Annotated in this window: 26 protein-coding genes; 17 read left to right on the forward strand and 9 right to left on the reverse strand. The window is 66.6% G+C overall.

The genetic code is table 11. The annotated features are described in order from the left end of the window. Nucleotides 1-82: 82 nt before the first annotated feature. The 4 genes from LWC34_RS22660 (at nucleotide 83) to LWC34_RS22675 (ending at nucleotide 4,983) form a co-directional block, all read left to right on the forward strand. Nucleotides 83-853, forward strand: coding sequence for a cytochrome c biogenesis CcdA family protein (locus LWC34_RS22660; RefSeq protein WP_233727174.1), 771 nt, complete (start codon nucleotides 83-85; stop codon nucleotides 851-853). Beyond that, on the forward strand, nucleotides 850-2,382 hold the full coding sequence (resB, locus tag LWC34_RS22665) for a cytochrome c biogenesis protein ResB (RefSeq protein ID WP_372496568.1): 1,533 nt from the start codon (nucleotides 850-852) through the stop codon (nucleotides 2,380-2,382). The genes LWC34_RS22660 and resB overlap by 4 nt, the downstream gene beginning before the upstream one ends. Continuing rightward, the gene (gene ccsB, locus LWC34_RS22670; protein WP_233728831.1) at nucleotides 2,379-3,344 is read left to right on the forward strand and encodes a c-type cytochrome biogenesis protein CcsB; all 966 of its coding nucleotides are present in this window, start codon (nucleotides 2,379-2,381) and stop codon (nucleotides 3,342-3,344) included. The genes resB and ccsB overlap by 4 nt, the downstream gene beginning before the upstream one ends. A gap of 61 nt (nucleotides 3,345-3,405) precedes the next feature. Continuing rightward, nucleotides 3,406-4,983 carry a MinD/ParA family ATP-binding protein gene (locus LWC34_RS22675; RefSeq protein ID WP_233727175.1) on the forward strand — a complete coding sequence of 526 codons (1,578 nt, stop codon included), beginning with the start codon at nucleotides 3,406-3,408 and terminating at the stop codon, nucleotides 4,981-4,983. A gap of 9 nt (nucleotides 4,984-4,992) precedes the next feature. Here the strand turns inward: LWC34_RS22675 and LWC34_RS22680 are convergent, their stop codons facing one another. From LWC34_RS22680 to LWC34_RS22690, 3 genes are all read right to left on the reverse strand, one after another. Next, entirely contained in the window at nucleotides 4,993-5,181 is a 189-nt protein-coding gene (locus tag LWC34_RS22680) for a hypothetical protein (protein WP_233727176.1), read from the reverse strand. 100 nt (nucleotides 5,182-5,281) lie between these two features. Further along, nucleotides 5,282-5,494: a BldC family transcriptional regulator gene (locus LWC34_RS22685; RefSeq protein WP_233727177.1), complete on the reverse strand. Its 213-nt coding sequence runs from the start codon at nucleotides 5,492-5,494 to the stop codon at nucleotides 5,282-5,284. Between the two features lie 49 nt (nucleotides 5,495-5,543). Beyond that, on the reverse strand, nucleotides 5,544-5,900 hold the full coding sequence (locus LWC34_RS22690; protein WP_308200165.1) for a VOC family protein: 357 nt from the start codon (nucleotides 5,898-5,900) through the stop codon (nucleotides 5,544-5,546). Between the two features lie 274 nt (nucleotides 5,901-6,174). Here LWC34_RS22690 and LWC34_RS22695 point away from each other — a divergent pair, with 274 nt between their 5' ends. Genes LWC34_RS22695 through LWC34_RS22715 form a run of 5 tightly spaced genes read left to right on the forward strand, consistent with a single transcriptional unit; the run spans nucleotide 6,175 to nucleotide 9,450 of the window. Further along, nucleotides 6,175-6,627 carry an Lrp/AsnC family transcriptional regulator gene (locus LWC34_RS22695; RefSeq protein ID WP_233727178.1) on the forward strand — a complete coding sequence of 151 codons (453 nt, stop codon included), beginning with the start codon at nucleotides 6,175-6,177 and terminating at the stop codon, nucleotides 6,625-6,627. 5 nt (nucleotides 6,628-6,632) lie between these two features. Next, nucleotides 6,633-6,893 (forward strand): DUF4229 domain-containing protein, encoded by a 261-nt coding sequence (locus LWC34_RS22700; protein ID WP_233727179.1) that lies wholly within the window; start codon nucleotides 6,633-6,635, stop codon nucleotides 6,891-6,893. A 38-nt stretch (nucleotides 6,894-6,931) separates the two neighbouring features. Continuing rightward, entirely contained in the window at nucleotides 6,932-7,273 is a 342-nt protein-coding gene (locus LWC34_RS22705; RefSeq protein WP_233727180.1) for a YciI family protein, read from the forward strand. After that, nucleotides 7,270-8,406 carry an RNA polymerase sigma factor gene (locus tag LWC34_RS22710; protein ID WP_233727181.1) on the forward strand — a complete coding sequence of 379 codons (1,137 nt, stop codon included), beginning with the start codon at nucleotides 7,270-7,272 and terminating at the stop codon, nucleotides 8,404-8,406. The genes LWC34_RS22705 and LWC34_RS22710 overlap by 4 nt, the downstream gene beginning before the upstream one ends. A gap of 57 nt (nucleotides 8,407-8,463) precedes the next feature. Then, a complete protein-coding gene (locus tag LWC34_RS22715) occupies nucleotides 8,464-9,450 on the forward strand; it encodes a mechanosensitive ion channel family protein (protein WP_233727182.1) in 987 nt (328 codons plus the stop codon). Here LWC34_RS22715 and LWC34_RS22720 read toward each other — a convergent pair. Next, a complete protein-coding gene (locus tag LWC34_RS22720; RefSeq protein WP_233727183.1) occupies nucleotides 9,423-9,821 on the reverse strand; it encodes a hypothetical protein in 399 nt (132 codons plus the stop codon). The genes LWC34_RS22715 and LWC34_RS22720 overlap by 28 nt on opposite strands. Before the next feature lie 70 nt (nucleotides 9,822-9,891). Here LWC34_RS22720 and cds1 point away from each other — a divergent pair, with 70 nt between their 5' ends. After that, nucleotides 9,892-10,983: an L-cysteine desulfhydrase Cds1 gene (gene cds1, locus LWC34_RS22725; protein WP_233727184.1), complete on the forward strand. Its 1,092-nt coding sequence runs from the start codon at nucleotides 9,892-9,894 to the stop codon at nucleotides 10,981-10,983. Here the strand turns inward: cds1 and LWC34_RS22730 are convergent. Both LWC34_RS22730 and LWC34_RS22735 read right to left on the reverse strand, forming a co-directional pair. After that, on the reverse strand, nucleotides 10,978-11,853 hold the full coding sequence (locus LWC34_RS22730) for a 1,4-dihydroxy-2-naphthoate polyprenyltransferase (protein ID WP_233727185.1): 876 nt from the start codon (nucleotides 11,851-11,853) through the stop codon (nucleotides 10,978-10,980). The two genes, cds1 and LWC34_RS22730, sit on opposite strands and share 6 nt — an antisense overlap. A 17-nt stretch (nucleotides 11,854-11,870) precedes the next feature. Continuing rightward, nucleotides 11,871-12,908 carry a DUF8814 domain-containing protein gene (locus tag LWC34_RS22735; protein ID WP_235729862.1) on the reverse strand — a complete coding sequence of 346 codons (1,038 nt, stop codon included), beginning with the start codon at nucleotides 12,906-12,908 and terminating at the stop codon, nucleotides 11,871-11,873. Nucleotides 12,909-12,983: 75 nt separating this feature from the next. On the opposite strand from LWC34_RS22735, the gene LWC34_RS22740 reads away from it, so the two are divergent. Further along, entirely contained in the window at nucleotides 12,984-13,391 is a 408-nt protein-coding gene (locus tag LWC34_RS22740) for a hypothetical protein (protein ID WP_233727187.1), read from the forward strand. Here the strand turns inward: LWC34_RS22740 and menE are convergent. Both menE and LWC34_RS22750 read right to left on the reverse strand, forming a co-directional pair. Continuing rightward, entirely contained in the window at nucleotides 13,354-14,478 is a 1,125-nt protein-coding gene (menE, locus tag LWC34_RS22745) for an o-succinylbenzoate--CoA ligase (RefSeq protein ID WP_233727188.1), read from the reverse strand. The genes LWC34_RS22740 and menE overlap by 38 nt on opposite strands. Further along, a complete protein-coding gene (locus LWC34_RS22750; RefSeq protein ID WP_235729627.1) occupies nucleotides 14,478-15,407 on the reverse strand; it encodes a 1,4-dihydroxy-2-naphthoyl-CoA synthase in 930 nt (309 codons plus the stop codon). Before LWC34_RS22750 ends, menE begins: the two co-directional genes overlap by 1 nt. Here LWC34_RS22750 and menD point away from each other — a divergent pair, their 5' ends adjacent. The 3 genes from menD (at nucleotide 15,408) to LWC34_RS22765 (ending at nucleotide 19,325) form a co-directional block, all read left to right on the forward strand. Then, nucleotides 15,408-17,084, forward strand: coding sequence for a 2-succinyl-5-enolpyruvyl-6-hydroxy-3-cyclohexene-1-carboxylic-acid synthase (gene menD, locus LWC34_RS22755; protein WP_233727190.1), 1,677 nt, complete (start codon nucleotides 15,408-15,410; stop codon nucleotides 17,082-17,084). It abuts the gene before it with no gap. A 115-nt stretch (nucleotides 17,085-17,199) separates the two neighbouring features. Then, the gene (locus tag LWC34_RS22760; RefSeq protein ID WP_233727191.1) at nucleotides 17,200-18,726 is read left to right on the forward strand and encodes a M1 family metallopeptidase; all 1,527 of its coding nucleotides are present in this window, start codon (nucleotides 17,200-17,202) and stop codon (nucleotides 18,724-18,726) included. 119 nt (nucleotides 18,727-18,845) lie between these two features. Further along, nucleotides 18,846-19,325 (forward strand): DUF3592 domain-containing protein, encoded by a 480-nt coding sequence (locus tag LWC34_RS22765; RefSeq protein ID WP_233727192.1) that lies wholly within the window; start codon nucleotides 18,846-18,848, stop codon nucleotides 19,323-19,325. On the opposite strand, the gene LWC34_RS22770 is transcribed toward LWC34_RS22765, so the two are convergent. Continuing rightward, nucleotides 19,282-20,127 (reverse strand): inositol monophosphatase family protein, encoded by an 846-nt coding sequence (locus LWC34_RS22770; protein WP_233727193.1) that lies wholly within the window; start codon nucleotides 20,125-20,127, stop codon nucleotides 19,282-19,284. The genes LWC34_RS22765 and LWC34_RS22770 overlap by 44 nt on opposite strands. Before the next feature lie 154 nt (nucleotides 20,128-20,281). Here LWC34_RS22770 and LWC34_RS22775 point away from each other — a divergent pair, with 154 nt between their 5' ends. The 3 genes from LWC34_RS22775 (at nucleotide 20,282) to LWC34_RS22785 (ending at nucleotide 24,346) form a co-directional block, all read left to right on the forward strand. Further along, a complete protein-coding gene (locus LWC34_RS22775) occupies nucleotides 20,282-21,385 on the forward strand; it encodes a glycosyltransferase family 4 protein (protein ID WP_233727194.1) in 1,104 nt (367 codons plus the stop codon). Beyond that, the gene (locus LWC34_RS22780; RefSeq protein WP_233727195.1) at nucleotides 21,385-22,494 is read left to right on the forward strand and encodes a glycosyltransferase; all 1,110 of its coding nucleotides are present in this window, start codon (nucleotides 21,385-21,387) and stop codon (nucleotides 22,492-22,494) included. The genes LWC34_RS22775 and LWC34_RS22780 overlap by 1 nt, the downstream gene beginning before the upstream one ends. Before the next feature lie 463 nt (nucleotides 22,495-22,957). Continuing rightward, a complete protein-coding gene (locus tag LWC34_RS22785) occupies nucleotides 22,958-24,346 on the forward strand; it encodes an IS1380 family transposase (protein ID WP_233722400.1) in 1,389 nt (462 codons plus the stop codon). Nucleotides 24,347-24,786 lie beyond the last annotated feature (440 nt).

Genomic DNA, 24,786 nt, shown 5'->3' on the forward strand with positions numbered 1-24,786 from the left:
ACCACTCACGAGGTGTGACCAGGGACCTAGGTCCTGGGTGCCGGTTCGAGGCCTGGTGGGAGCCGTGCATACCCTCTGATGTGTGAATCCGACCGAGATCGCGGTGTCGGGGCCATTGCTGTTCGCCAGTGGCCTCTCCCTGCTCGCGGGGATGATCTCGTTCGCGTCGCCGTGTGTTGTGCCGCTGGTCCCCGGCTACCTCGCCTATCTGGCCGCGTTGGTCGGCGCGGACGCCCCCGCGGTCAACGCCGATGAGCAGACCAAGCGCGGCCGCTACCGGGTGCTCGGCGCGGTCGGCCTGTTCGTGCTCGGGTTCACCGTCGTTTTCACGGTCACGGTCGGCGGCCTGGTGTGGCTGTCCGATCAGTTCCTGATCAACCAGGATCTGCTGCAACGCGTCGGCGGCGTGGTGATGATCCTGATGGCGCTGGTGTTCGTCGGCCTTGTGCCGATGCTGCAGCGGGACGTCCGGTTCCACAAACTTCCCCGCGGCGGGCTGATCAGCGCGCCGATCCTTGGCGGCGTCTTCGGTCTCGGGTGGACTCCGTGCATCGGGCCGACGCTGTCCGGCGTGCTGATGATGGCCGCGAGCACCGGAACCACGAGCGCGCGCGGCATTCTCCTCGTGCTCGTCTACTGCCTCGGCCTTGGCGTGCCGTTCTTGCTGATCGCGTTGGGTGCGCGGTGGGCGGTGCGGGCCACGGCCTGGCTGCGTAACAACGGCCGCAAGGTCCAGATTTTCGGCGGTGTGCTGATGTTCGCGGTCGGCGTGCTGCTGGTCACTGGCTTGTGGGGCGAGGCCATCGCCTGGATGCGCTACGCCTTCATCTCTGACACGGAGTTGCCACTGTGATTCCGTTCCTGCGCAACACATGGCGTGCCTTGACGTCCATGCGCACCGCGCTGATCCTGCTGTTCCTGCTCGCGCTCGCGGCGATGCCCGGCGCGTTGTTGCCGCAGCGGACGTTGAACGCCAACAAGGTCGCCGACTACATCGCCGAACACGGCTGGTGGGGACGGCTGCTGGACAAGCTCCAGTTCTACAACGTCTATGCCAGCGTGTGGTTCGCCTCGATCTACATCCTGCTGATGATCTCGCTGGTCGGCTGCCTGCTGCCGCGGACGTTCGAGTACGCGAAGGCGTTGCGCACCAAGCCTGTGCTCACTCCGCGCAACCTCGCCCGGATGCCGCACCACAGTGAGTCCACTGTGGACACGTCGCCGGACGAGGTGATCGCGCGGGCCAACAAGGCACTGTCCGGCTGGCGCAAGACCGAGCGGATCGAGGACGACGGCACCCGCACGATCTCCGCGGAACGCGGCTACCTGCGGGAGACCGGCAACCTGGTCTTCCACTTCGCCATGCTCGGCCTGATCATCGCGCTGGCCATCGGCAAGCTCTTCGGTTACGAAGGCCAGGTCATCATCAAGGCCGACGGCAGCCAGGAGTTCTGCAACGCGGGCGTGCTGCCGTACGACTCCTTCCAACCAGGACTGCTGGTCGACGGCACGGGCGGGTCGCCGTTCTGTATGAAGGTCAAATCCTTCGACGTGAACTTCCTGGACACCGGGCAGCCCGACCTGTACAGGGCGAACCTGGAATACCAGTCCGAAAAGGACCTCACATCGGGCAAGTGGGAGAACTACGGCCTGGAGGTCAACTCGCCGCTGCGGACCGACGGCGACCGGATCTACCTGCTTGGCCACGGCTACGCACCGGTGTTCTCGGTGACGTACCCCAGCGGCGAGAAGCGCACGATGGATACCCAGTGGCGGCCGACGAACCAGACCACGCTGCTGTCGGAAGGCGCGACGAAGTTCGACCCGCCGGGGATCACCAACGCGGAAGAGCGCCGGACCAAGCAGATCGCGGTGACCGGCTTGCTCGCGCCGACCGCGCGGCTACACGGCACGCTGCTCGACTCCAGCTTCCCTGACCTGCGCAATCCGATGGTCGCGATCGACGTCCTGCGTGGCGACCTCGGCATCGACGATGGCCGCGGCCAGAACATCTTCGTGGTCGACCAGCGGATGATCGACACCGGCAGGCTGCAGAAGGTCGCGCGGCAGAACCTCGAACCGGGCGGCGAGATCAAGCTGGACGACGGCACGGTTGTCCGGTTCGAAGGCGTGAAGCGCTGGGTGTACCTGCAGGTGTCGCACGATCCCGCGCAGGTGTGGGTGCTGGTGTTCGCGATCGCGATCATCCTGGGCATCGGGGCGTCGCTGATCATCAAGCGGCGCCGGTTGTGGGTCCGTGCCGGACCTTCGGCCGATGGCCGTACCGTGGTCGAGGTCGGCGGGCTCGCCCGTACTGACCAGGCCGGATACGGCGAAGAATTCGAACGGCTCTCGGGTGCGGTAACCGGAGGAAAGAACTGATGGTCAACGAGACGTTTGCCCAGTTCGGTGACTGGATGTACGGCGCGACTGTCTTCGTCTACGTCTTCGCGATGGCATTCGCCCTGATCGAGCAGGCCTTCGGCAAGGTCAAGTCGAAACGTGCGATGGCACGGGAGCTGGCCACGGTCGGCGGCCCCAGCGTGGTCGAGGAAGCGCCCGTGCAGGCCATCGGCGCCCGGCCCAAGGTGGACCGCTCGGCACGCTACGGCCGGATGGCCGCCGCGCTGCTGACGCTCGGCGCGCTGCTGCACTTCAGCTCGCTTGTGCTGCGCGGCCTGGCCGTCGGGCGCGTGCCGTGGGGAAACATGTACGAGTACATGTCCGCGGTGTGCCTCGTCGCGGTGGTCACGTGGCTCGTGCTGATCAGGAAGTTCCCGGTCCGCCGGTTGTCGGTGTTCGTGCTGCTGCCGATCGTGATCCTGATGTTCCTCGGCGGAACGCTGCTGTACTCCGAGGCCGCGCCGTTGCAGCCCGCGCTGCGCTCGTACTGGATCATCATTCACGTCGCGGCGGCGATCATCGCGTCAGGTTTGTTCCTCGTGCCCGGTGTGGCCAGCATCCTGTACCTGATCCGCAATCGTTATGACCACGATCAGACGAAGTTTGTCCGGCTCGGTGAGCGTCTGCCGGGTGCGGATGTCCTCGATCGGGTGGCGTACCGGACCACGATCATCGCCTTCCCGATCTTCACCTTCGGCGTCATCTGCGGCGGAATCTGGGCCGAGGCGGCATGGGGACGGTTCTGGGGATGGGACCCGAAGGAGACCGTCGCCTTTGTCGCATGGGTGGTTTACGCGGCCTACCTGCACTCTCGTGCGACAGCCGGGTGGCGCGGCAGCCGGGCGGCGTGGATCAACATCCTCGGTTTCTCCGCGACGGTCTTCAACCTGTTCTTCGTCAACTTGGTGACTGTCGGGCTGCACTCTTACGCGAACGGATGACCCGAACGATCGGGTAACCCCGTTCGACCTGCGCGCACAGCTACAGCTACCGTCGGAAGCGGTGGTCGAGGAGGTCTCGATCCTTGACGATCGCAGGAGGGACACCGGGGTGACTGGACGCTACGACGACTCCGCTCAGCGGCCCGACGCCGCGTGGCAGCCGCCTAGCGGAGAAAGCCCTCCGGCGGATCAGACCTCTGCCGACCAGACGGCCGCTGACCAACCCGAGCTGTACGTCGAACCGTCAACCGACTCGGCGCCCTACCCGGCGCCGCCGTCGGACGCGAACGAGTCGGGTCAGCACCAGGTCCCCTCTGGGCCCTACCAGGTTCCGCAGGGCGGATCGGGTCCTTACCAAGTGCCAGGTGGCTCCGGTCCTTACCAGGTCCCGGGTGGTTCCGGGCCCTATCAGGTGCCGGGCGTCGCTGACCAGCAGCAGGCTTCTGGTGGCTCGGGTCCGTATCAGGTGCCTGGCGGCTCTGATCCTGCTGGCTCCGGTGCGTATCAAGTTCCTCAGGGCGCTTCTGGCCCGCACCAGGTGCCAGGCGGTTCCGGTCCGTACCAAGTTCCGCAGGGTGCCTCCGGCCCTTACCAGGTCCCGCCGGGCGGATCGGGTCCGTACCAGGTCCCGCAGGGTTCTTACCCGGCGCCTGGCCAGGGATACCCGTATCCCCAGCAGCAGCCGTATCCTCCGCCGCAGCAGCCCGCCGGCCACCCTGTGCCGCACGATCTGGCCAGCTCCCGGCTGATCAAGCAGGACAAGAAGACGCCACAGTCGGGCTGGCGCAAGGCGCTTTACGTGGCCTCCGGCCGCACGATCAACATGGGCGAGAGTGCCGAGGACGTGCACCGCCGTGAACTGATCGCCCGCGTCAGCCAGCCTCTGCGCGGCTGCTACAAGATCGCGATGCTGAGCCTGAAGGGCGGCGTCGGCAAGACCACGGTCACCACCACGCTCGGCTCGACCTTCGCCTCACTGCGTGGCGACCGCGTGATCGCTGTCGACGCGAACCCGGACCGCGGGACGCTGAGCCAGAAAATCCCGCTGGAGACCACGGCAACTGTTCGCCACCTTCTGCGTGACGCGAGCCGCGTGACGAAGTACAGCGACGTGCGCGCGTACACCTCGCAGGGCCCGAGCAGGCTCGAAGTGCTTGCCAGCGAGCAAGATCCAGCCGTGTCGGAGGCGTTCAGCGAGGACGACTACCGGCGCACGGTCGCGCTGTTGGAGCACTTCTACAACATCGTGCTGACCGACTGCGGTACGGGCTTGATGCACTCGGCGATGCGCGGCGTGCTGGACATCGCCGACTCGCTGGTGATCGTGTCGTCCGGCTCGGTCGACGGCGCCCGAAGCGCGTCCGCGACCCTGGACTGGCTTGATGCGCACGGCTATCGGAACCTGGTCGCCAGGTCCGTCGCGGTGATCAACTCGGTCCGGCCGAGATCCGGCTCGGTCGATTTGGACAAGCTGTCAGCGCACTTCGCGTCGCGATGCCGCGCGGTAAGCCTGATCCCGTTCGATCCGCACCTGGAAGAAGGTGCGGAGATCGAACTGGACCGGCTGGAGCACGCCACCAAGATGGCGTTGCTCGAGATGGCAGCCACTGTCGCGGACGACTTCGCCACGAAGCAGTAGCGGCTCTTGTCAGGCCGGCGGATCCTCGCCGGCCTTTTTGTTGCGTTCGTCCAACCCGCGCAAGAACTCCGGGTCATCATCGGGTGCGACCGTGCCACGCTCCCGGCGTGCCGTGACGCCGGCTGCCTGCGCTCCGAACGCACGCCACAGCAGGACTGCGACGGTCAGCGCTCCGACCGCGGCGAGCAAATACAGCATGTCGCCACCTCCTCGAGTTTCCGTACCCGAGGTTAGCCCGTTCGTCCGACTTGCGCCGCCACCCCATGCAGGCGATGGCCGAATGTGACGGACAGTGGTATCAGTCGTTATGACTGACTTCGGTGGTCAGCTCGGCCAGCAGGGTCTTCACCTCGGACTCGCGGAACCGACGGTGTCCACCCGGGGTACGGATCGAGCCGATCCGCCCTGCGGTGGCCCAACGGGTCACGGTCTTGGGGTCCACCCTGAACAGGGCGGCCACCTCTCCAGGGGTGAGCAGCCGCTCTCCGACGTGGCCAATGGTGGCAGTCATCTCAGCCTCCTTACACAAATTCCCGGCGTACCGGTCGCATCGTGTCATCTCACCCGTCGGGTACTCGAACGGCTAAGTAAAGGTAAAGAGGTAGTAAGGGGCAAAACGCCCACTCTGGACACCAGGCCTCTGACCTGCGGGTTTCTATGCCTTGCGGGGCCGCGATCGTGACCCATTCAAACGGTCCGCCCCATCCGCGGCGCGAAATTCTCGCCACGAGAGCCGTGAGTCTGGTCACTCCGGCTGCCCGCTTCTGGTCACCGGCCCTGACATCGAGATGCACCTTGTTTTTGCTGGTCTTGGGCTCGGGAACGAGCTGGAACAGGATCCGTTGGCCGGTCTCCGGATGCGCGATCGCCTGGCCAACGCGCCAAACCAGGACACCGTTGTGGGTCCTGTGTCGGATTCCGACGCTTTACCTTCGTCGGCCATCTGCCGGACTTCGACATTTCGGGACGGCTTTGTCGCGCCGGTCGTTTACGCCACGCAACACGCCCGACGCCGCCCCAGCCACAGCGGTGATCAGGCACTGAGCGGTGTCGGCAGCGTGGGGCGGGGTGGACCCGCGGTTGGGGTTGGGCGGCCGCCGCAGGGGGTCGGAATGTAAACAGTCCGGCTTTGGCGACAAAGCCCGCCCGAGCGGAGCGAGGGCGATTAAGCGCTGTCGTAGGCTGCTTGGCGTGGACGACTTGGACCGTCACATCATCAACGAACTCAGGCTCAATGGGCGCGCCACTTACGCAGAACTCGGCCGTACGGTTGGGTTGTCCGCGTCGGCGGTGCACGAGCGAGTCGGCAAGCTCGAATCCGGCGGTGTCATCACCGGCTATCACGCCACGGTCGACCCGAGCTCGATCGGACTCGGCGTCACCGCGCTCGTCGGGATCCAGCCGTCGGACAACGCCGAGGACAACGAAGTAGCCATCAAGCTGGGTGAACTGGTCGAAGTCGAGTCCTGCTGGGCGGTCGCGGGCGACGAGGCGTTCGTGGTGAAAGTCCGCGTCCCCACGGTCGACGAGCTCGAACGCACGCTCGGCCGTCTTCGCCGGATCGACGGCGTGGCACGGACCCGGACCACGGTCGTGCTGTCCACGAGGTTCGAGGGGCGTCCGAACACAGAAACCGGCGAGTAGGCTGCGTGACTGTGGAAGCCCATTTCGGCAGGGACCTCGCGCTGTACACGGCCGTGCGCATCGCGCTGATCGCTGTGCTGACGGCGGTGCTCGTCCTGGTCAAGACTCCGTTGCTGGTCGGGCTGGCCGTCGCCGTAGTGGTGGCGTTCCCGCTCAGCCTTGTGCTGTTCAAAGGCCTGAACCGGCGCGTTGCCGCGGGGATGGCCGAGCGTGGCGCCGAGCGTGCCCGGCTGCGTGCCGAACTTCGTGGCGACAAGGAGTCGTAGGACTTCGATTTCGGGGTGGTCCCGTTCGTGAGGTGGACATGAAATACATGTTGCTGTTGCACGAACCGGACACCGACTGGGCTTCGGTCCCCCAGCAGGAGTTGGACAAGGCGCTCGCCGAGCATGCCGAGTTCATCCAGTACCTCACCGCGCGCGGACGCCCGTTCTCCGGCGAGGCGTTGCGGCCCTCCTACACCGCCACGACGCTGCGCCCGAAGGGCGACGAGGTCCTCGTGACAGACGGGCCGTTCGTTGAGCTCAAGGAGCACATAGGCGGCTTCTACGTGATCGAGGCGGACACCCTCGACGAGGCGATCGAGGTCGCCAAACACGTGCCATTGGGGTCGGGCGTGGAGATCCGGCCGATCTGGGACGCATGACCTTCGAAGCGCTTGACCAGGCGCATCGCCGCAAGTGGGCAGCCGTGCTCGCCGCGACGATGCGCCTGACCAGGGACTTCGACGCTGCCGAGGACGCGGTCCAAGAGGCCTTCGAATCCGCGCTGGTCGTCTGGCAGCGTGACGGCGTGCCGCCGAATCCGGGCGGCTGGCTGACCACGACTGCCAAACGTAAAGCCCTCGACCGGATGCGGCGCGCGGACTTGCTGGCGCGCAAGCTGCCGTTGCTCGTCGTGCCCGAGGAGCCGGGCGAGGTGATCCCGGACCAGCGGCTGCGGTTGATCTTCATGTGCTGTCATCCCGCGCTGTCGTTGAACGCGCGGGTGGCGTTGACTTTGCGGCTGGTGTGCGGCTTGCCGACCAGTGAGATCGCGCACGTGTTCCTCGTGCCACAGGCGACCATGGCGGCCCGGCTGACCACGGCGAAGAAGAAGATCCGCGCGGCCGGGATTCCGTTCCAGGTGCCCGACGACCTCACGTCCCGCCTGCCTGCCGTGCTGGCTGTGGTCTACCTGGTCTACACGGCTGGTTCTGTCGATCGCGCCGTGGAACTGGCGTCGCTGTTGGCTTCGCTGCTGCCGTTGCCGGAGGTTCTCGGCTTGCTGGCGTTGGTCCGGCTTTCCGAGGCACGTGCGGCTGCGCGGTTCGTTGACGGCAAGCCGGTTCCGTTGGCTGCGCAGGATCGCTCGTTGTGGGATCACGAGGCTATCGCTTCGGCGCTTCCGTTGGTGGAGAAGGCTTTGCGCGGCGGCGGGCCGTACGCTGTGCAGGCCGCGATCGCCGCGCTGCACGCCACTGCTGCTACCTATGAAGACACAGATTGGCCGCAAATCCTTGCCCTGTACGACGAACTGGTCGCGGTGTACCCGTCTGCAACGGCTGCCTTGGGTCGTGCGGTGGCGTTGGCCGAGATCCACGGTCCCGCAGCGGGTTTGGCCGAGGCTGACCGGCTTTCCGTTGACCTGAGCCAGTATTACCTGCTCCCAGCGGCCCGTGCGGAGTTCCTGCGTGCTCTCGGCCGTGTTGACGAGGCCGCATCGGCCGATCTTGAAGCGGCCGCGTTGGCCCCGACTGCCGCGGAGGCCGCGTTCTTCGATTCGCGAGCGCGAGCATGATCAGTCAGGCTGGGACGGGTGTTGTGGCGAATTGTCCTATCTGTTGCTATCGCGACCGTGGCTGCTCTGCTTGCCGGTTGGCTGACAGGGGCCGTGGTTCGCTTCGTCGCGCGACGCCGCTACCGGCGTACGCTGACCAAGCTGCACGAGAACTGTCATAAGCCGTTCGTTGCTGTGCTCGTAGTCGCGGCGAACTACATCGTGCTGTTCGAGTACCAAAACCGTGTCATCGACGGTATCCGGCACGCGTTGTTGCTTGTGCTGATCGTGGTCGCGGCCTGGCTGGTCATCCGGTTCATGTTCGTGATCGAGGACTTCGTCCTGCAGCGGCTGAACGTCGACGTGCCAGACAACCGGCGGGTCCGGCGGCTGCGTACGCAGGTCGCGCTGATCCGCAGGCTGACCGGTGCGACGATCACGATCATCGCGATCGCCTCGATGTTCATGACCTTCACCGAACTGCGGACCCTTGGTGCGTCCCTGCTGGCCTCGGCCGGAATCCTCGGTGTGATCGCCGGTCTCGCCGCGCAGACGACGTTGACGAACGTGTTCGCGGGCATGCAGCTGGCGCTGACGGACTCCCTGCGTTACGACGATGTCGTTGTGGTGGAAGGGGAATGGGGCCGCATCGAAGAGATGACTCTGACCTATGTTGTCGTGCACCTGTGGGACGAACGCAGGCTGGTCCTGCCGACGACGTACTTCACCAAGACTCCATTTCAGAACTGGACGCGGCACGAGACCCGCGTGATCGGCGCGGTCCTGCTGCACCTGGACTACCGTGCGCCGATCGACGCCTTGCGGGTCGAGGCTCAGCGGGTTGTCGAGGCCTCGGACCTGTGGGACCGGCGCGAATGGGTGCTTCAGGTGGTCGACTCGACCCAGTTGACCATGGTTGTCCGGGTTCTGGCGTCGGCCGCGGATGCACCGAGCGCGTGGGATCTGCGCTGCGAGATCCGGGAGAAGCTGATCGTCTACATGCGCGACAACTACCCGGAGTTCCTGCCAGGCGGAGGTCAGCGGGTGACCCCTTTGGACTCGTGATAACCGCGGAAGTCGAAGAACGACAGCCCCTCGAACCGGGCACCGGACTCGATCTCGGCGGCCGTCCAGGCGTGCTCCGAGAAGTCGTCGAACCCCACCCCGCCACGGTCGAGCAAGGCAAGGACCAGGCGGCGAACCTCCTCGGTGCCGTCGATCCGGCCGGACACGTCGATGCCAACGGCCCAGTCCGGCCACTCGCCGACGGCATCGATCACGGTCACGATCTCGTCCAGTTCCCAGTACTCGTCGCCCGGTGCGGTGATGTACACGTACAGGTTGCCGTCCACCAGCCATGGCTCGTTTTGGCCAGGCGAGATCGCGTCGAGCATGGCTTCGACGTCGGCCCGGTCCCGGATCGGGAACACGATCACAGAGCGCATGCTGTGACAAGTACCAGGTGGCGGGTGGTCGCGTCGCGTGACTTCTGCTTACTGTGCACCCGTGACCACAGTCGATCGATGTAGTGAGACCACCAGGGACTGGGTGTGCGAGGCCGTGCGGATCATCGAGGCCGACGCCAACCGCAGCGCGGACACCCACCTGCTCACGTTCCCGCTCCCACCGGAATGGGGCGTGCGCCTCTACCTCAAAGACGAGTCGACCCACCCGACCGGCTCGCTCAAACACCGCCTCGCCCGCTCCCTCTTCCTCTACGCCCTGTGCAACGGCTGGATCACCAAGGGGACCCCGGTGATCGAGGCTTCCTCCGGATCGACCGCGGTCTCCGAGGCGTACTTCGCCCGCCTGCTCGACCTGCCGTTCATCGCGGTGATGCCCGCGTCGACGAGCACCGAGAAGGTCACGTTGATCGAGCGCCAAGGCGGCCAGTGCCATTTCGTTGACGAGCCGAGCGCCATCTACACCGAGTCACGGCGATTGGCCGCCGAGCTCAACGGGCACTTCATCGACCAGTTCACGCACGCCGAGCGGGCCACGGACTGGCGCGGCAACAACAACATCGCCGAATCGATGTTCGAGCAGATGGCGATGGAACCGCACCCGGAACCGGCATGGGTGGTCGTCGGCGCGGGCACGGGTGGCACGAGCGCGACCATCGGCCGTTACCTGAGGTACCGGTCGATGCGTACGCACCTTGCTGTCGTTGACCCGGAGCGGTCGGTTTTCTTCGACGCTTGGCGCGACACCTTGCCTGAGTTGACCGGGTGCCGGGGGTCGAGGATCGAGGGGATCGGCAGGCCGCGCGTCGAGCCTTCGTTCATCGGTCAGGTGATCGACCGGATGATCAAGGTGCCGGATGCCGCGTCCATCGCCACGATCCGTTACGTCGAGCCGATTCTTGGCCGTCGGGTCGGCGGGTCGACGGGCACGAACCTGTGGGGCGCGTTCGAGGTGATCTCCGAAATGATCGCCGCGGGCGTGCAAGGCAGCGTGGTCACATTGCTGTGCGACGGCGGCGAGCGCTACGGGCAGACGTACTACGACGACGGCTGGGTCGCCAAGAACGAGCTCGAACTTGAGCCACACCACCGGATCCTGGCCGAGTTCTTCGAAAGCGGCCGGTGGCCGTCATGACACGATCGCGGCAACCGTGGTCGCGACCGCCCAGATCAGCATGGCCACCGCGGTGTCCTTGAGTACCGGGATCAACGCGGGCCCGACGGCTCCACTGTAGACAGATCGGATGCACGGCGAGATCTTCAGCGCGGCGAACAGGCCGAGCAGGAACCACGGGCTGGCAATGAATGTGAGCGCGAACGTGACCACGAACGGGATCAGCGCGAGCACCGAATAGAACGTGCGCGCGCCCTTGTCGCCAAGGCGCACGGCCATTGTGTGCTTGCCGGACTCCGCGTCGGTCGGCCGGTCACGCAGGTTGTTCGCGGCCAGCACGGCCGCGGAGAAGCTGCCGAGGGCGACTGACGCGGTCGCCGCGAGCCAGCTGATCTGTCCGGTTTGGGCATAGATCGTGCCGAGAACCGGGACTGGGCCGAAGAACAGGAACACCGCCAGCTCACCGAGGCCGATGTAGCCGTACGGGTTCTTGCCGCCTGTGTAGTACCAAGCGCCCAGCAGGCAGACGATACCGACGGCGATCAACCACCACTGGCCGCTGGAGATGACGAGTCCCAGCCCGGCCAGACACGCGACACCGAAGCACGCGAACGCGGCCGTCCGCACGGCTCCTGGCGGTACGAGACCCGAGCCGACCAGGCGCAACGGGCCGACGCGTTCGGTGTCCGTGCCGCGGATGCCGTCCGAGTAGTCGTTGGCGTAGTTCACGCCGACCTGGAACGCCAGCGCCACGATCAAAGCGAGAACCGCCTGCCACCACACGAACCCGTTGATCGCCACCGCCGCACCGGCGCCGACGAGCACCGGCGAGATCGAGTTGGGCAACGTGCGGACTCGTGCGCCCGCCATCCACTGCGCGACTGTCGCCATACGGACAGTGTGGCAACTCAGCAGGTGACGACGCTCGTGACCCCTGATACAAACGCCCGCGCCACGTAGCTGCCCCGCGCGATCCGCAACCAGCGGTCGCTCGTGCCCTGGGTGCCGGTCACTTCCTCGCCCACGGTCTCGCATTCGACCCGGACCTGGGCCAGATGTCCCGCGATCCCGACGATCGGCGCGTTCGAGTCGGTGCCACTGCGCACGTTCAACGTGTCGTCTGGCGTGCGGATGTACCCGTGCGGGCCGGATCCGGTCCACAGGTAGGTCACGGTCACCCAGGCGTTCCCGGTGAGCTCCAACGCGTCCCAGAACGTGCCGTCGCCAAGGTCGATACCTGCCGGATTGCGGACATCCCGGCCGAACTGGTCAAGGCCTTGGTTGTACGACTCCTGGTACGCGGCCTGAGCCTGTGGCGTGCCCTGCGGCAGGTCCTGCCACTCCTGACGCGGGTGATTCCAGTAGTCGTCCCGGGTGTTCCACGGCCCAACGTCCCAGACCGGCGCCCACGCGCAGCGCCCGTTCGCCGCGCACACCTGGACGCTGTAGCTGCCGGTCTGCTTGGGCGACAAGCCACGCCGTGATGGCAAGGCGGCGAAGTGGTCGCGTTCGCGGATGATGTGCCCGTTCGCGGTCTTCCCGCCGACCAGACCCTCGCGGGTCGCGAAGACCCGATAGGACAGTGGTGTTTTCGCCCCTGCCCTGGGTTTGCTGGGGACGTTGCGCAATGTCAGGTGCGCAGTGCGCACACTTTCGTTGACCACCAGGCGAACCTGCACGGTCTTGGTGGACGCGTCGAGGAAACCGGTGTCCGTCCACTCGGTCCACCCGCCGTCCGGGAGCTTGCCGCGCAGGTCGAGTTGGGCACCGGAAACCTTGGCCGCGAAGGCGTTCACAGCCATCGGCAGATCCTTGGGCGGATAGATGGCCATGCCCGTGTCGTTGGTCGAGATGCCGTCGGCGGTACGGAAGACGCCCGTACTCTCCTGGCTGTACTCGGCGACCGGGATGTCCAGTTCGAACTCCGTGTCAGCCTGTGCTGGCATGGCTGTTGTGGCTAGTCCGAGGGCAACCAGCGCGAACACGGCCCAGCGGTTCACTCCGGCCGCCAGGATGGGCGGGTGCGAACAGTCCTGGCGACTCTGGTGGGAGCGGTGATGAGCCTGGTCCCATGGGCCGCGGGGCTGCTGCGGCCGCGGCTGGCAGTGGACAGCTGTGCTGGCGATTTCCTCTCGTGCCTGTTCGCCAAGTCCAGTGTTGCTGTGATCGACGTCGTGCTTGGCGTGCTGTTCCCGCTTGTGCTCACGCTGGCGTTCGTGCCCGTGGTGAGCTGGTTGTTGCTGCGTTTGATGCGTGTCGAAGCGGCCGGTGTGATCACCACTGGCGCCGTTGTGCTCGTCTTGGCCAGTTGGCTGGTCGCCAGACCAGCGTTTCCTTCGGTCGCCGCCACGATCATGTTCGCAGTCTGCTACCTCGTCGCCGAGGTGTCGGTCAGCTGGATCCGGGCGCGTCGTGCTCGATCGGGTTGAGTATCCGGCGGACCGCCGCCCGGTCGATCTTGCCTGGCCCGCGTAGCGGCATTTCCTCGATCCTGGTCAGCACCTTGGGCACGGCTGGCGCGCCCAGTTCAGCGCGGACGTGCCCGCGCAACAGCTCGATATCGGCCTCGCCGACCACCGCAGCGGCCACGATCTGGCCCCACTCGGGGTCGTCGAGCGCCACCACACATGCCGCGTCGACGTGCCGCTCGAGCAGCCGTTCGACCGCGCCTGCCGGGACTTTCACCCCGCCGGTGTTGATCATGTCGTCGGCCCGGCCGAGGATCTCCAGCTTGCCGTCGACGAACCGGCCGAGGTCGGAGGTGATAAACCAGCCGTCGACGAAACTCGCCGCGGTGAGGTCAGGGCGCGAGCGATATCCCCTGGCCAGCACGGGTCCGGCGATGGCCACCCGGTCGTCGACGAGCTTCACCTCGACGCCTTCGAGGGGCACGCCGTCGTAGACGCAACCGCTTGCGGTCTCGCTCATCCCATACGCCGACACGAGCTGCGCGCCTTTGGCGGCGGCTCGAAGCTCGGGTGAGAGCTGGGCGCCGCCCATCACGGCGCCGTCCAGGTTTTCCAGCGCTTCCAGGCCCTCAGGCACGCCCACGATCCTGGCCAGCTGAGTCGGCACCAGGGCCGTGTAATGCCTGCCCGGGGTCTTGAGGACTTCGTGCACCGCGGCCACGAAGTCCGGGACACGGAACCCGTTTTCCAGGTCGATCGTCACCGGCGGCCTGTCCGCGAGCAGCGACCGGACCAGCACCTGGATTCCGCCGATGTAGCGCGGGGTGGTCGCCAGCACCCATCGGCCAGGGCCGCCAAGACGCTTGTGCGTCGCCTCCGCGGACGACAGCAAGGCGCTTTTCGACAGCAGAACGCCCTTGGGTTCGCCGGTCGAGCCCGACGTCGCGACCACGACCGCCGTGGGGTCGTCTGGAGAGTCCTCGCCGGGCTCGAGCGGGCCCGTCAAGGACTCAGGACCACCGGGCAGCAGTGCGGGTCCCGACCCGTCGAGTGCGGCGGGCAGGTGCTCGTAGACCTCGGCTGGCGAGATCGCGACGACGGTTCTCATCAGTAGTAGTACGGGAAGGCCGACCAGTCGGGGCTGCGCTTCTCCAGGAACGCGTCCCGCCCTTCCACCGCCTCGTCGGTCATGTACGCGAGCCTGGTGGTCTCGCCCGCGAACAGCTGCTGGCCGACCAGGCCATCGTCGATCAGGTTGAACGCGTACTTCAGCATCCGCTGCGCGGTCGGAGACTTGCCGTTGATCTCCTGTGCCCACTCCAACGCGGTCTTCTCCAGCTCCGCATGCGGCACGACCGCGTTCACGGCGCCCATGTGATGCATCTGCTCAGCGGTGTAGCTGCGGCCCAGGAAGAAGATCTCGCGCGCGAACTTCTGGCCGACCTGCCTGGCCAGGTACGCCGAGCCGTAGCCGCCGTCGAAGCTGCCGACGTCCGCGTCGGTCTGCTTGAAGCGCGCGTGCTCCTCGCTGGCGATTGTGAGATCGCACACCACGTGCAGACTGTGCCCGCCGCCCGCGGCCCAGCCGGGCACCACGCAGATAACGACCTTGGGCATGAACCGGATCAGTCGCTGGCACTCCAGGATGTGCAGCCTGCCCGCGCGCGCCGGGTCGATGGTGTCCGACGTCTCACCGCTGGCGTACTGGTAGCCGGTTTTGCCGCGGATTCGCTGGTCACCCCCGGAACAGAAGGCCCAGCCGCCGTCCTTGGGCGACGGTCCGTTGCCGGTCAGCAGCACACAGCCGACGTCGGAGCTCATCCTGGCGTGGTCCAGCGCCTTGTAGAGCTCGTCGACCGTGTGCGGCCGGAAGGTGTTGCGCACGTCGGGACGGTTGAACGCGATGCGTACCGTCCCCTGGTCCACGGCGCGGTGGTAGGTGATGTCAGTGAAGTCGAAGCCGGGGATCTCGCGCCATGCGGCCGGATCGAACAGCTCCGAGACAACGGTGTCAGACACATTTGCGAGGATAGGCATGTGAACCCGTCGACTGCGCAGGCCATGGTCATCGCCGACGAGCTGGCGCGCAACGACGTGCGGCACGTCGTTGTCTGTCCCGGCTCCCGTAACGCGGCGCTGAGCATGGCGCTGGTCGACGCGGACGCCGCGGGCAAGCTCAAGCTGCACGTCCGGGTGGACGAGCGCAGCGCCGCCTTCCTGGCCATGGGCCTTGCCATCGCGACCGGTCGTCCCGCGGCTGTGGTCTGCACGTCCGGCACCGCTGTGGCGAACATGCACCCGGCTGTCCTCGAGGCCTATCACGCGGGCGTCGGGTTGATCGTGATCAGCGCGGACCGCCCGCCCGAGCTGCACGGCACCGGCGCGAACCAGACGATCGACCAGCGCAACCTCTTCGCGCCGGCGGCCATCCTCGTGGACTTCCCGGTGGCCGAGCGGCGGACCGGGCAGAACCCGGTGTGGCGTGGCCTGGTGTCGCGTGCGGTCGCCCAGGCAGAAGCCGGGCACCCGGTGCAGATCAACATCCCGTTCCGGGAGCCGCTCGTGCCCACGTTCGAGCCGAGCTGGCCGGAGGAGCTCGACGGCAGGCCGGACGGCCAGCGCTGGACGACCTCGGCGCCGCCTCGGTTGGTCGCGAGCAGCCGTGTCGACTTCCCGTTGCCCGCGCGGACGCTGATGGTCGTCGGCAGCGGCCGTCCGGATCGTGCCGCCGCGGCCTGCGAGGTCGCGACCCGTGCCGGGTGGCCGATCATCGCCGAGCCGGTGGCGACCACGGGCGGGGCGAGCGTACTGCGCTGCGGACCGTTGCTGCTCGGATCCCTTGACAAGGCACCGGATCTGCGACCCGAGGCGGTCGTTGTCGTTGGCAGGCCGACGTTGTCGCGCGGTGTGCGTGGCCTGATGGGCCGTGCGCCGGTGTACGGGATCGGCGACCATCCACAGTGGACGGATCCGCAATATGTCGCGATCCACGTCCGAGGATGGCTTGACACAACGGATCTCGCACACGTCCAAGGGCATGACCCCGAATGGCTCACGGCTTGGCGCACCGCGGCCGAGCGCGCCGCGACGGTCGCGGACAAGCTTCTGGAAGAGGACGCGTGGCCATCGGGGCTGCGCATCGCGCGTGACATCGTCGACGCTTTGCCTTCCGGCGCAATGCTTTTCCTCGGGTCGTCCAACCCGGTCCGTGACGTCGACCTGGTCGCCGAGACCCGGACCGACCTGGCGATCCACGCCAACCGAGGCGTCGCGGGCATCGACGGGAACGTGTCCGCCGCAATCGGTTTGGCATTGGGCGAACCGGACCGCCCCGGTTACGCGCTGCTCGGCGATTTGACCTTCCTGCACGACTCCAACGGTTTGCTGATCGGCCCGGATGAAGCACGGCCGAACCTGGCGATCGTGGTGCTGAACGACGACGGCGGCGGGATTTTCTCGTTGCTCGAACAAGGTGCGGCGGAACACAAGAACAGTTTTGAGCGCGTCTTCGGAACGCCCCATGGGGCAGATCTCGCGGCATTGTGCGCTGGCTATCGCGTACCACACGTTCTTGTCGAATCTCCCGAACAGTTGCGCGATGCGCTCCGGCAACAACCTGGTTTGCGTGTTATCGAAGTACGCGCCGATCGCGCACGGTTGCGAGACCTGCACGCTCGGCTGCGAGCAGCGGTCGCCGATGCTGTGTTCGGGTGATCTCATTTTGTGAGATAGGCACTTTGGCGGGTATTCCCTGTCCCTTCACACGATTAGGTTCGACTGCACCTTGCGTGAATTGGAGGAGGCAACCCAATTGCTTCAGCGATCCAGAGTGGCGATTGTCGCGACCGCGGCAGTACTCGTCACAACGTTATTCGGGACTAGTGCGAGCGCCGCGCCGACACCAGGCGCGGCAGGCGTCGGGGACGCATATTACCCCAACGACGGCAACGGCGGATATGACGTTTCCCACTACAACATCCGGATCACCTACAACCCTGCGACGGACCTGCTGACCGGGTCCACAACGATCCTGGCCCGCTCGACGCAGGAGTTGTCGAGCTTCAACCTCGACCTGCTGCTGCCGATCAAGTCGGTGCGCGTCAACAACTTCCTGGCCCGCACAAGCGCGACAGCAGGAGAAGTGACGGTCACACCGCCAGCGCCGATCGGCAACAACCAGAACCTGACGATTGTCGTCCAGTACGAAGGCAAGCCGACCACTGTGCGGGACGCGAAGGGCGCCAACTACTGGAAGAAGACGCCAGACGGCGCGCTCGCGGTGGACGAGCCGCACATCGCCCAGTGGTGGTTCCCCAGCAACGACCACCCGACGGACAAAGCCACCTACGACGTCTCAATCGTTGTGCCGCAAGGCGTTGAGGCCCTGTCCAACGGAACGTTCGCGGGCACGACCCAGACCCTCAACGGCTGGGTCCGCTGGAACTGGCGGACGACCAGCCAGCAGGCAACGTACCTAGCATTCCTCGCGATCGGCCAGTACGAGATCCGCAGCAGCACAGCGCCAAACGGCCAACCCGTGATCAACGCCTACGGCGAAGACCTCGGCGCCAACGGTTCAGCGGCCCGCGCGAGCATCGAGCGGACCCCTGAGGTGACGGAGTTCCTGGAGACCCAGTTCGGCCCGTACCCATTCGAGGCACAGGGTGGCGTGGCGTCGACCGGCCTGAACTTCGCACTGGAAACCCAAACCCGTCCGGTGTACAGCACGTTGTTCTTCCCGCGTGGCGCCAACACCAGTGTGGTCGCCCACGAACTGGCCCACCAGTGGTTCGGCGACTCGGTCTCGGTCAAGAAGTGGCGAGACATCTGGCTGAACGAAGGCTTCGCGCGGTACTCGGAATGGTTGTGGGCCGAGAGCCAAGCGGAAGGAACGGCAGCGGAGATCGCCCAGTTCTACTACGACCGCAGGCCAGCCTCGGACCCCTTCTGGCAGTTCATCGTCGGTGAGCCCGGCGCAGGCAACGAGTTCAACGGCGCGGTGTACGACCGTGGCGCGCTCGCGGTGCACGCGTTCCGCAACGCCGTGGGAGACGAGGCCTTCTTCGAAACACTGAAGAGGTGGCAGGCCACGAAGAAGTACAGCAACGGCACGATCGAGGAGTTCATCGCGCTGGCCGAGCGGATCTCGGGCAAGCCGCTGTTCGCCCTGTTCCAGACGTGGCTGTTCACGGCGGGCAAGCCGTCCCCGGCCGACCTCGGCAACGAGGCCCCGGCCGCCCGCGCGGCCAGCGTCGCGGCGCCGCCGAAGGCGATCGAGAAGCTGGACCTGACCCGTGACGTGCTGGTGCGTTCGAACCACTTGGAGCGCGACCACGCAGGTCACGACCACAACTAGGTGGAGACAGGTCGCGGCCACCTCGGTCGCGACCGCACCTGAGCGTTCGTCCTTGCCCTGCCCCATCGGCGACCTGCCGGTGGGGCAGGGCTTTACGTGCCGCTCTGTACAGTGCGGGCGTGCCAGTTGAAGCGGCAGAGGGTAGGGCGGCGCGCGTTCGCCGGATCGCGGCGATCACTTTGGTGTCGATCGGTGCGACCGTCACGCTGCTCGCGATCGTCCTGGTGATTGGGGCGTACCGGGAGGATGCGGGGTTGAACTCGCGGGCGGTGCGGACCACTGCTGAGGTGCTGTCGGTTTCCTTCGACCGCACGTTGGTGCGCTACCAGACTCCCGATGGCGCTGACCACATTCCACCGGATGGGGTTGGGTATCCGGCGGGGTTGCAGAAGGGCCAGCTTGTCGAGGTCGAATATGACGCGGCCAGGCCGGACCTGGTGAAGGTTGCTGGCCGAGGCGCGTGGTTGTCCTTGATGCCCGCGGGCACGCTGGTGTTGTTCATGTGGCTCGTGATTGGGCCGATTCTGTGGTGGATGAAGCGGTACGGGCCGTTGTTCAGACGGAATCCACCACAGTCGCTGTCTCCTGCCACCAACTGAGGACCTCGTCGGACACTCCCGGCGCCGCGACCAGCAGGCCGTCCACCGGCAATGCCGCGTCCTCGCCGTGCCGGTCGAGCACGGAAGCTCCCGACTCGATCGCCAACGCGACCGCTCCGGCCACGTCCCACTCGTGGTAGCTGTGCAGGACGGCCGCGGCCGCGTGGCCCAGTGCGACTTGGGCGATTGCCAAGGCCGCTGAGCCCAGGACTCGTACGCCCGCGTGCGCCCGTGCCGCGCGCTCGATGAACCCGCCCATCCCTGGCCATGGGCCTGTCCGGGTCAGCTCTGTACAGACGATCGAGCCTGCGGTGTTGAACCTGTCGGTCAGCGACACCTTGACCCCGTTGGCTCGGGCGCCACGGCCTCGCGCGGCCGCATAGATCTGCCCGCGGTATGGGTCAGCTACGACCCCCACCACTGGGCCGGACGCGTCGACCAGCGCCAGGCTGTACGCGCACCACGGCACGCCCGCGACATAGTTCGCCGTTCCGTCCACTGGGTCGACGACCCAGCGGTACTCCGCGGCGTCCGAGCCGATGTCGGCACCGAACTCCTGGCCGACCACCGGCATGCCTGGGAACTCGGCCGTCAGCACTCGGCGGGTGTGTCGTTCCAAGGTCAGGTCGGTGTCGGTGACCCAGTCGAACGGTGAGTCCTTGCCTCCGGGGCGTGCGCCTCGGCCAGCGGTCGCGGTGATCACGTCGGTGGCGTCGTTCGCCAGCCGGCCTGCTACTTCCAGTGCCCGTGACAGGAGTCCTGGCTCTACTGGCCTGGGCGGGCGTGACGACAAGAGGGTCATGCCGACCTAGAGTGACCGCGCTGGGTGTCCGGTATGCGACCGTCAGGTGACCAGCGAAGGATCGCAAAACCACACGTTGGAAGTTTCGGCTTCGTTCCCCGGCACGTCATTCGCCTGTCGCCGGTGTGCTTGCATCTCCGATCATCGTGAGGCCGTGCGAGTCGCCATCGTCACCGAGAGCTTTCTTCCGCAGGTGAACGGCGTGACGAACTCCGTTCTCCGTGTTGTCGAGTACCTGCGTGACCACGGTCACGAGGCACTCGTGGTCGCTCCCGGCCCAGGGCCGGACAGCTACCTGCATGCCCCGGTCGTGCGGACCCTTGCGGTCGACGTCCCAGTTGTCACCTCCCTTCCGATCGGACTGCCAGGGCCGCGGATCACCTCAGCCCTGCTGGATTTCGAGCCCGACGTCGTGCACCTGGCATCGCCCTTCGTGCTCGGCGCCGGCGGGCTACGGGCCGCGCGCCTGCTGGACGTGCCAACCGTCGCGGTCTACCAGACTGACGTGGCCGGGTTCGCGTCCTCGTACGGCCTTGCCAGAGGCGCGGCTGTGGCCTGGCGCTGGATCCGCAGGCTGCACACCATGGCCGACCGGACCTTGGCGCCATCGACCGAGGCCGTACGGTCCCTGGTCGAGCACGGCATTCCTCGCGTCCACCGCTGGGGCAGAGGCGTGGACACCAGCCTGTTCACCCCGCGCCGCCAGGATGCCCAGCTCCGCCGGGAGCTCGCGCCCAACGGCGAGATGCTCGTCGGCTACGTCGGCAGGCTGGCTCCCGAGAAGCAGGTCGCCAAGCTGGCCGTGCTGAACGACATGCCCGGTGTCCGGCTGGTGGTCGTCGGCGACGGTCCCGACACGGACAACCTGCGGGACAAGCTGCCCGGGGCAGCCTTCCTCGGGTTCCGTAGCGGGGTTCCCCTCGCCGAGGCCTACGCCAGCCTGGACGTGTTCGTGCACACAGGACCGCACGAGACGTTCTGCCAAGCCGTGCAAGAGGCGATGGCCTCCGGCGTGCCGGTGCTCGCGCCTGACACCGGCGGACCTCGTGACCTGGTTGACCACGGCAAAACGGGTTTCCTCCTTCGGGACATGGACACGGAACTGCGTCCGGCCATCGCGGAACTGCTTGACCCGGCACTGCGGACCCGCCTGGCCACAGCGGGCCACCGTGCCGTCCAAGACCGCACATGGACGGCGGTGTGCGACGAACTGATGGGGCACTACAGCGCGGTGACCCAGCTGGTTCAGGTGGCGTGATGCGCGTTGTCCAGCTCGCCAACTTCTACGGTCCGAAGTCCGGCGGGTTGCGGACGGCGCTGCATCACCTTGGCGCCGGTTACTGCGCGCAGGGCCACGACGTGATCCTGGTTGTGCCCGGCTCGCGGCTCGCCGACGAACGAATGCCCAACGGCGTCCGCCGGATCACCTTGCCTGCCCCCAGAATCCCGGGCACCGGGGGCTACCGGGCGGTGGACCCGTGGCGCGTGCGGGCATTGCTGACCAGCCTCGAACCCGACCGCCTCGAGGTTTCCGACCGCCTGACGTTGCGCCGCATGGGCCGCTGGGCCCGAAGCAACGGCGTGCCAAGCGTGGTCATCTCGCACGAACGCCTGGACAGATTGCTCGAACAGTTCCTCCTCCCGCCGACGTGGGCGCGCAGCGTCGCCGACCGGGCCAATCGCCGAATGGCCGGGTACTACGACACAGTGGTGTGCACAACGGAGTTCGCCCGTGAGGAGTTCGACCGCATCGGTGTCACGAACGTCCGGCGAGTCCCGCTGGGTGTGGATTTGTCGACCTTCACCCCGGCCAGAAGATCGGTGTCGCTAAGGCAGGATCTGGCGGACGGAGCGGACACCCTGCTGATCCACTGTGGACGCCTCTCCCCGGAGAAGCACGTGGAGCGCAGTGTGGACACGTTGGCACAACTACATTCCGAGGGCCACAGTGCGCGACTGGTCGTCGCCGGCGACGGCCCGAGCATGGGGGCACTGCGCCGCCGTGCGACGGGCTTGCCCGTGACGTTCCTTGGGTTCGTTCAGTCCCGCACCGACGTCGCCCAACTACTTGCCACGGCGGACGTCTCCTTGGCGCCAGGGCCACATGAGACATTCGGGCTCGCGGCACTGGAAGCGCTCGCGTCGGGTACACCGGTAGTGGTGTCGGCATCATCGGCTCTCCGTGAAATTGTCCGGCCAGGGTGCGGCGCCGCAGTGGATGACCACGCGGACGCATTCGCCGACGCGGTCGAAGACCTGCTCGCGGCGCCGGAATCGTGGCGCAGGGAAGCGGCTCGTGCGCGGGCGGAGGAGTTCAGCTGGCCCACGTCGGTCGAGGGCATGCTGCAGGCGCTGTGCCTGGCCTAGTTGGGGGTGGGTGTGCAGTTGGCTCGTGTGGGTTTGGGTTCTGCCTGGGTTGGTTGGGTGTGGGGATTGCGGCTTGGGGCTGAAGGCGCGGGTTCTGAAAGATTGGGTCTCTGCATTTCAGGGCGTCTTCCTTCGCCCGCGAGCCGGCGTGTGTCCACCATTCCTTCACGGTGAGTCAAACTGCTCGACTCGCTCCCAGCCCCGCTGGTACCCGCCGTGCGCCGCTCGCGGGTTCAACTCACCACAAGGAATGGTGGACACACGCGCTGTCGCGTCGTAACCCGTCGCTTCGCTCCGGGGGTTGGGCAGGGCAATGGCAAGCGCGAAGTGGGTATGGCCTTAGCCTGAATCCACTGATGAGTGGGTGTTCGGGGCGGCGTGTTACAAGTGAAAGTGCCTTCTGACCTGTGATAATACGAGTTACTGAGGCTCGATTATCACCCGGGGATGGAAGGCACTTTCAGTGAAATTATCGCACAGGTGGTCGCGGGCGGCGGTGCGGTTCGATGAGGAGAATCTCGTGTCCTGCGCCGGGATCGTGCCGGTGATGGCGCTGGCCGAGCGGGCGGGCATGTCGGAACTGGTAGCGCAGAAGGTAGAGATCACGAACGCTCCGATCCCGTCGACTGGGGCCAGCCCGGCAGGCAAGGTCGCCTCGATCGTCGCGGGGATGCTCGCGGGCGCGGACTGTATCGATGACCTGGACGTGATCCGCCACGGCGGGATGAAACGTCTGTTCACCGGGGTGTACGCGCCCTCGACGCTGGGATCGTTTCTGCGCTCGTTCACCCACGGCCATGCGCTGCAACTGGCCGCGGTGCTGCGCGCGATGCTGGTGTCGCTGGCGGCGAAGACCCCGGTGCTGGCCGGGGCGGATCAGATGACCTTTGTGGACATCGACTCGCTGCTGCGCCGCGTGTACGGCACCCAGAAACGAGGTGCGCGGTTCGGGCCGGCCAAAGTCGGTGGCTACCAATTGTTGCTGCGAGGGCTCTCGCCGCTGGTGGTCACGATCTCCACCCGGCTGGCCGCACCCCTCGTCGCCGCGATCCGTCTGCGGGCAGGCAACGCCGGTTCCGCGCGGGGCGCGGCGAGGTTACTGACCCAAGCCCTGAACACTGCGAAAGCCGCCGGGGCACGCGCGGGACGGATCCTGGTCCGCGGCGATTCCGCCTACTACGCCGGCACAGTGGTCAGTGCCGCACGCCGCGCCGGGGCGATGTTCTCGATCACCGTGGCGACCAACCCGTCAATCCAGGCCGCCATCACGGCGATCGCCGAGGACGCGTGGGTCGCGGTGCGCTACCCGGGTTCGGTGGAAGATCCCGATACCGGCGAGCTGATCTCTGACGCCGAGGTCGCCGAGACCGGCTATACCGCCTTCGCCGGAACCCGCCACGTCATCACCGCCCGGCTGGTGGTACGCCGGGTGAAGGACAAGAACTCCGAGAACGCCCTGTTCCCGATCTGGCGTTACCACGCGTTCTTCACCAACACCGAACTATCCACAGTAGACGCTGATCTCGCCCACCGGCAGCACGCGATCGTCGAAACGACCTTCGCCGACCTCATCGACGGCCCGCTGGCGCATCTGCCATCGGGGCAGTTCGACGCCAACGCCGCGTGGGTCGTCTGCACCGCCCTCGCCCACAACCTGCTGCGCGCCGCAGGCAGCCTCACCAGCACCTTCCACGCCAAAGCCCGCGGCGCGACACTGCGCAAACACCTCGTCTGCGTCCCAGCCCGCCTTGCCCGCCCTCAAGGCCGCCCGGTCCTGCACCTACCCGAGCACTGGCCCTGGGCCGAGGCTTTCACCACCCTGCACACCGCCGCCAGCCCACCCGCCGCCTGACCTTTTCTTCACCACCCGCCCGCCAGGGCCCGACCGGAGACCTCCCGTGGACACGCTGGACAAGCCAGCCGTTTCACCATGCCCACCACCAAAACCCAAGATCCACACATGACCAGAACACCCCGGAAGATCAACACAAGGTCTATCGGTGGATTCAGGCTTAGAGGCCACGGCCAAAGGTGGGCAAACTCGCGAGGCCAGCGGGAGGTGGGCATAGCGAGATGGGCTCGCACACGATCGGCCAAACCCGCGAGGCCAGGGATATAGCCGGATGGGCGCGCGAGGTGGGTAGGCCTGTGGCGCACATGGTGGGCATACCTGGGGTGTTCGCGCGGGCTTTGGCTTGGGTGAGTGGGAGGTGGGTGTGTCTGGGGCTGTTCATGCCAGGGGGCGGTGAGTGACGCCGGGTTAGGCGGGTGCGGTGATCTAGATGAGGGTGG

The sequence above is a fragment of the Kibdelosporangium philippinense genome (assembly GCF_021390435.2).
GTDB lineage: Bacteria > Actinomycetota > Actinomycetes > Mycobacteriales > Pseudonocardiaceae > Kibdelosporangium > Kibdelosporangium philippinense.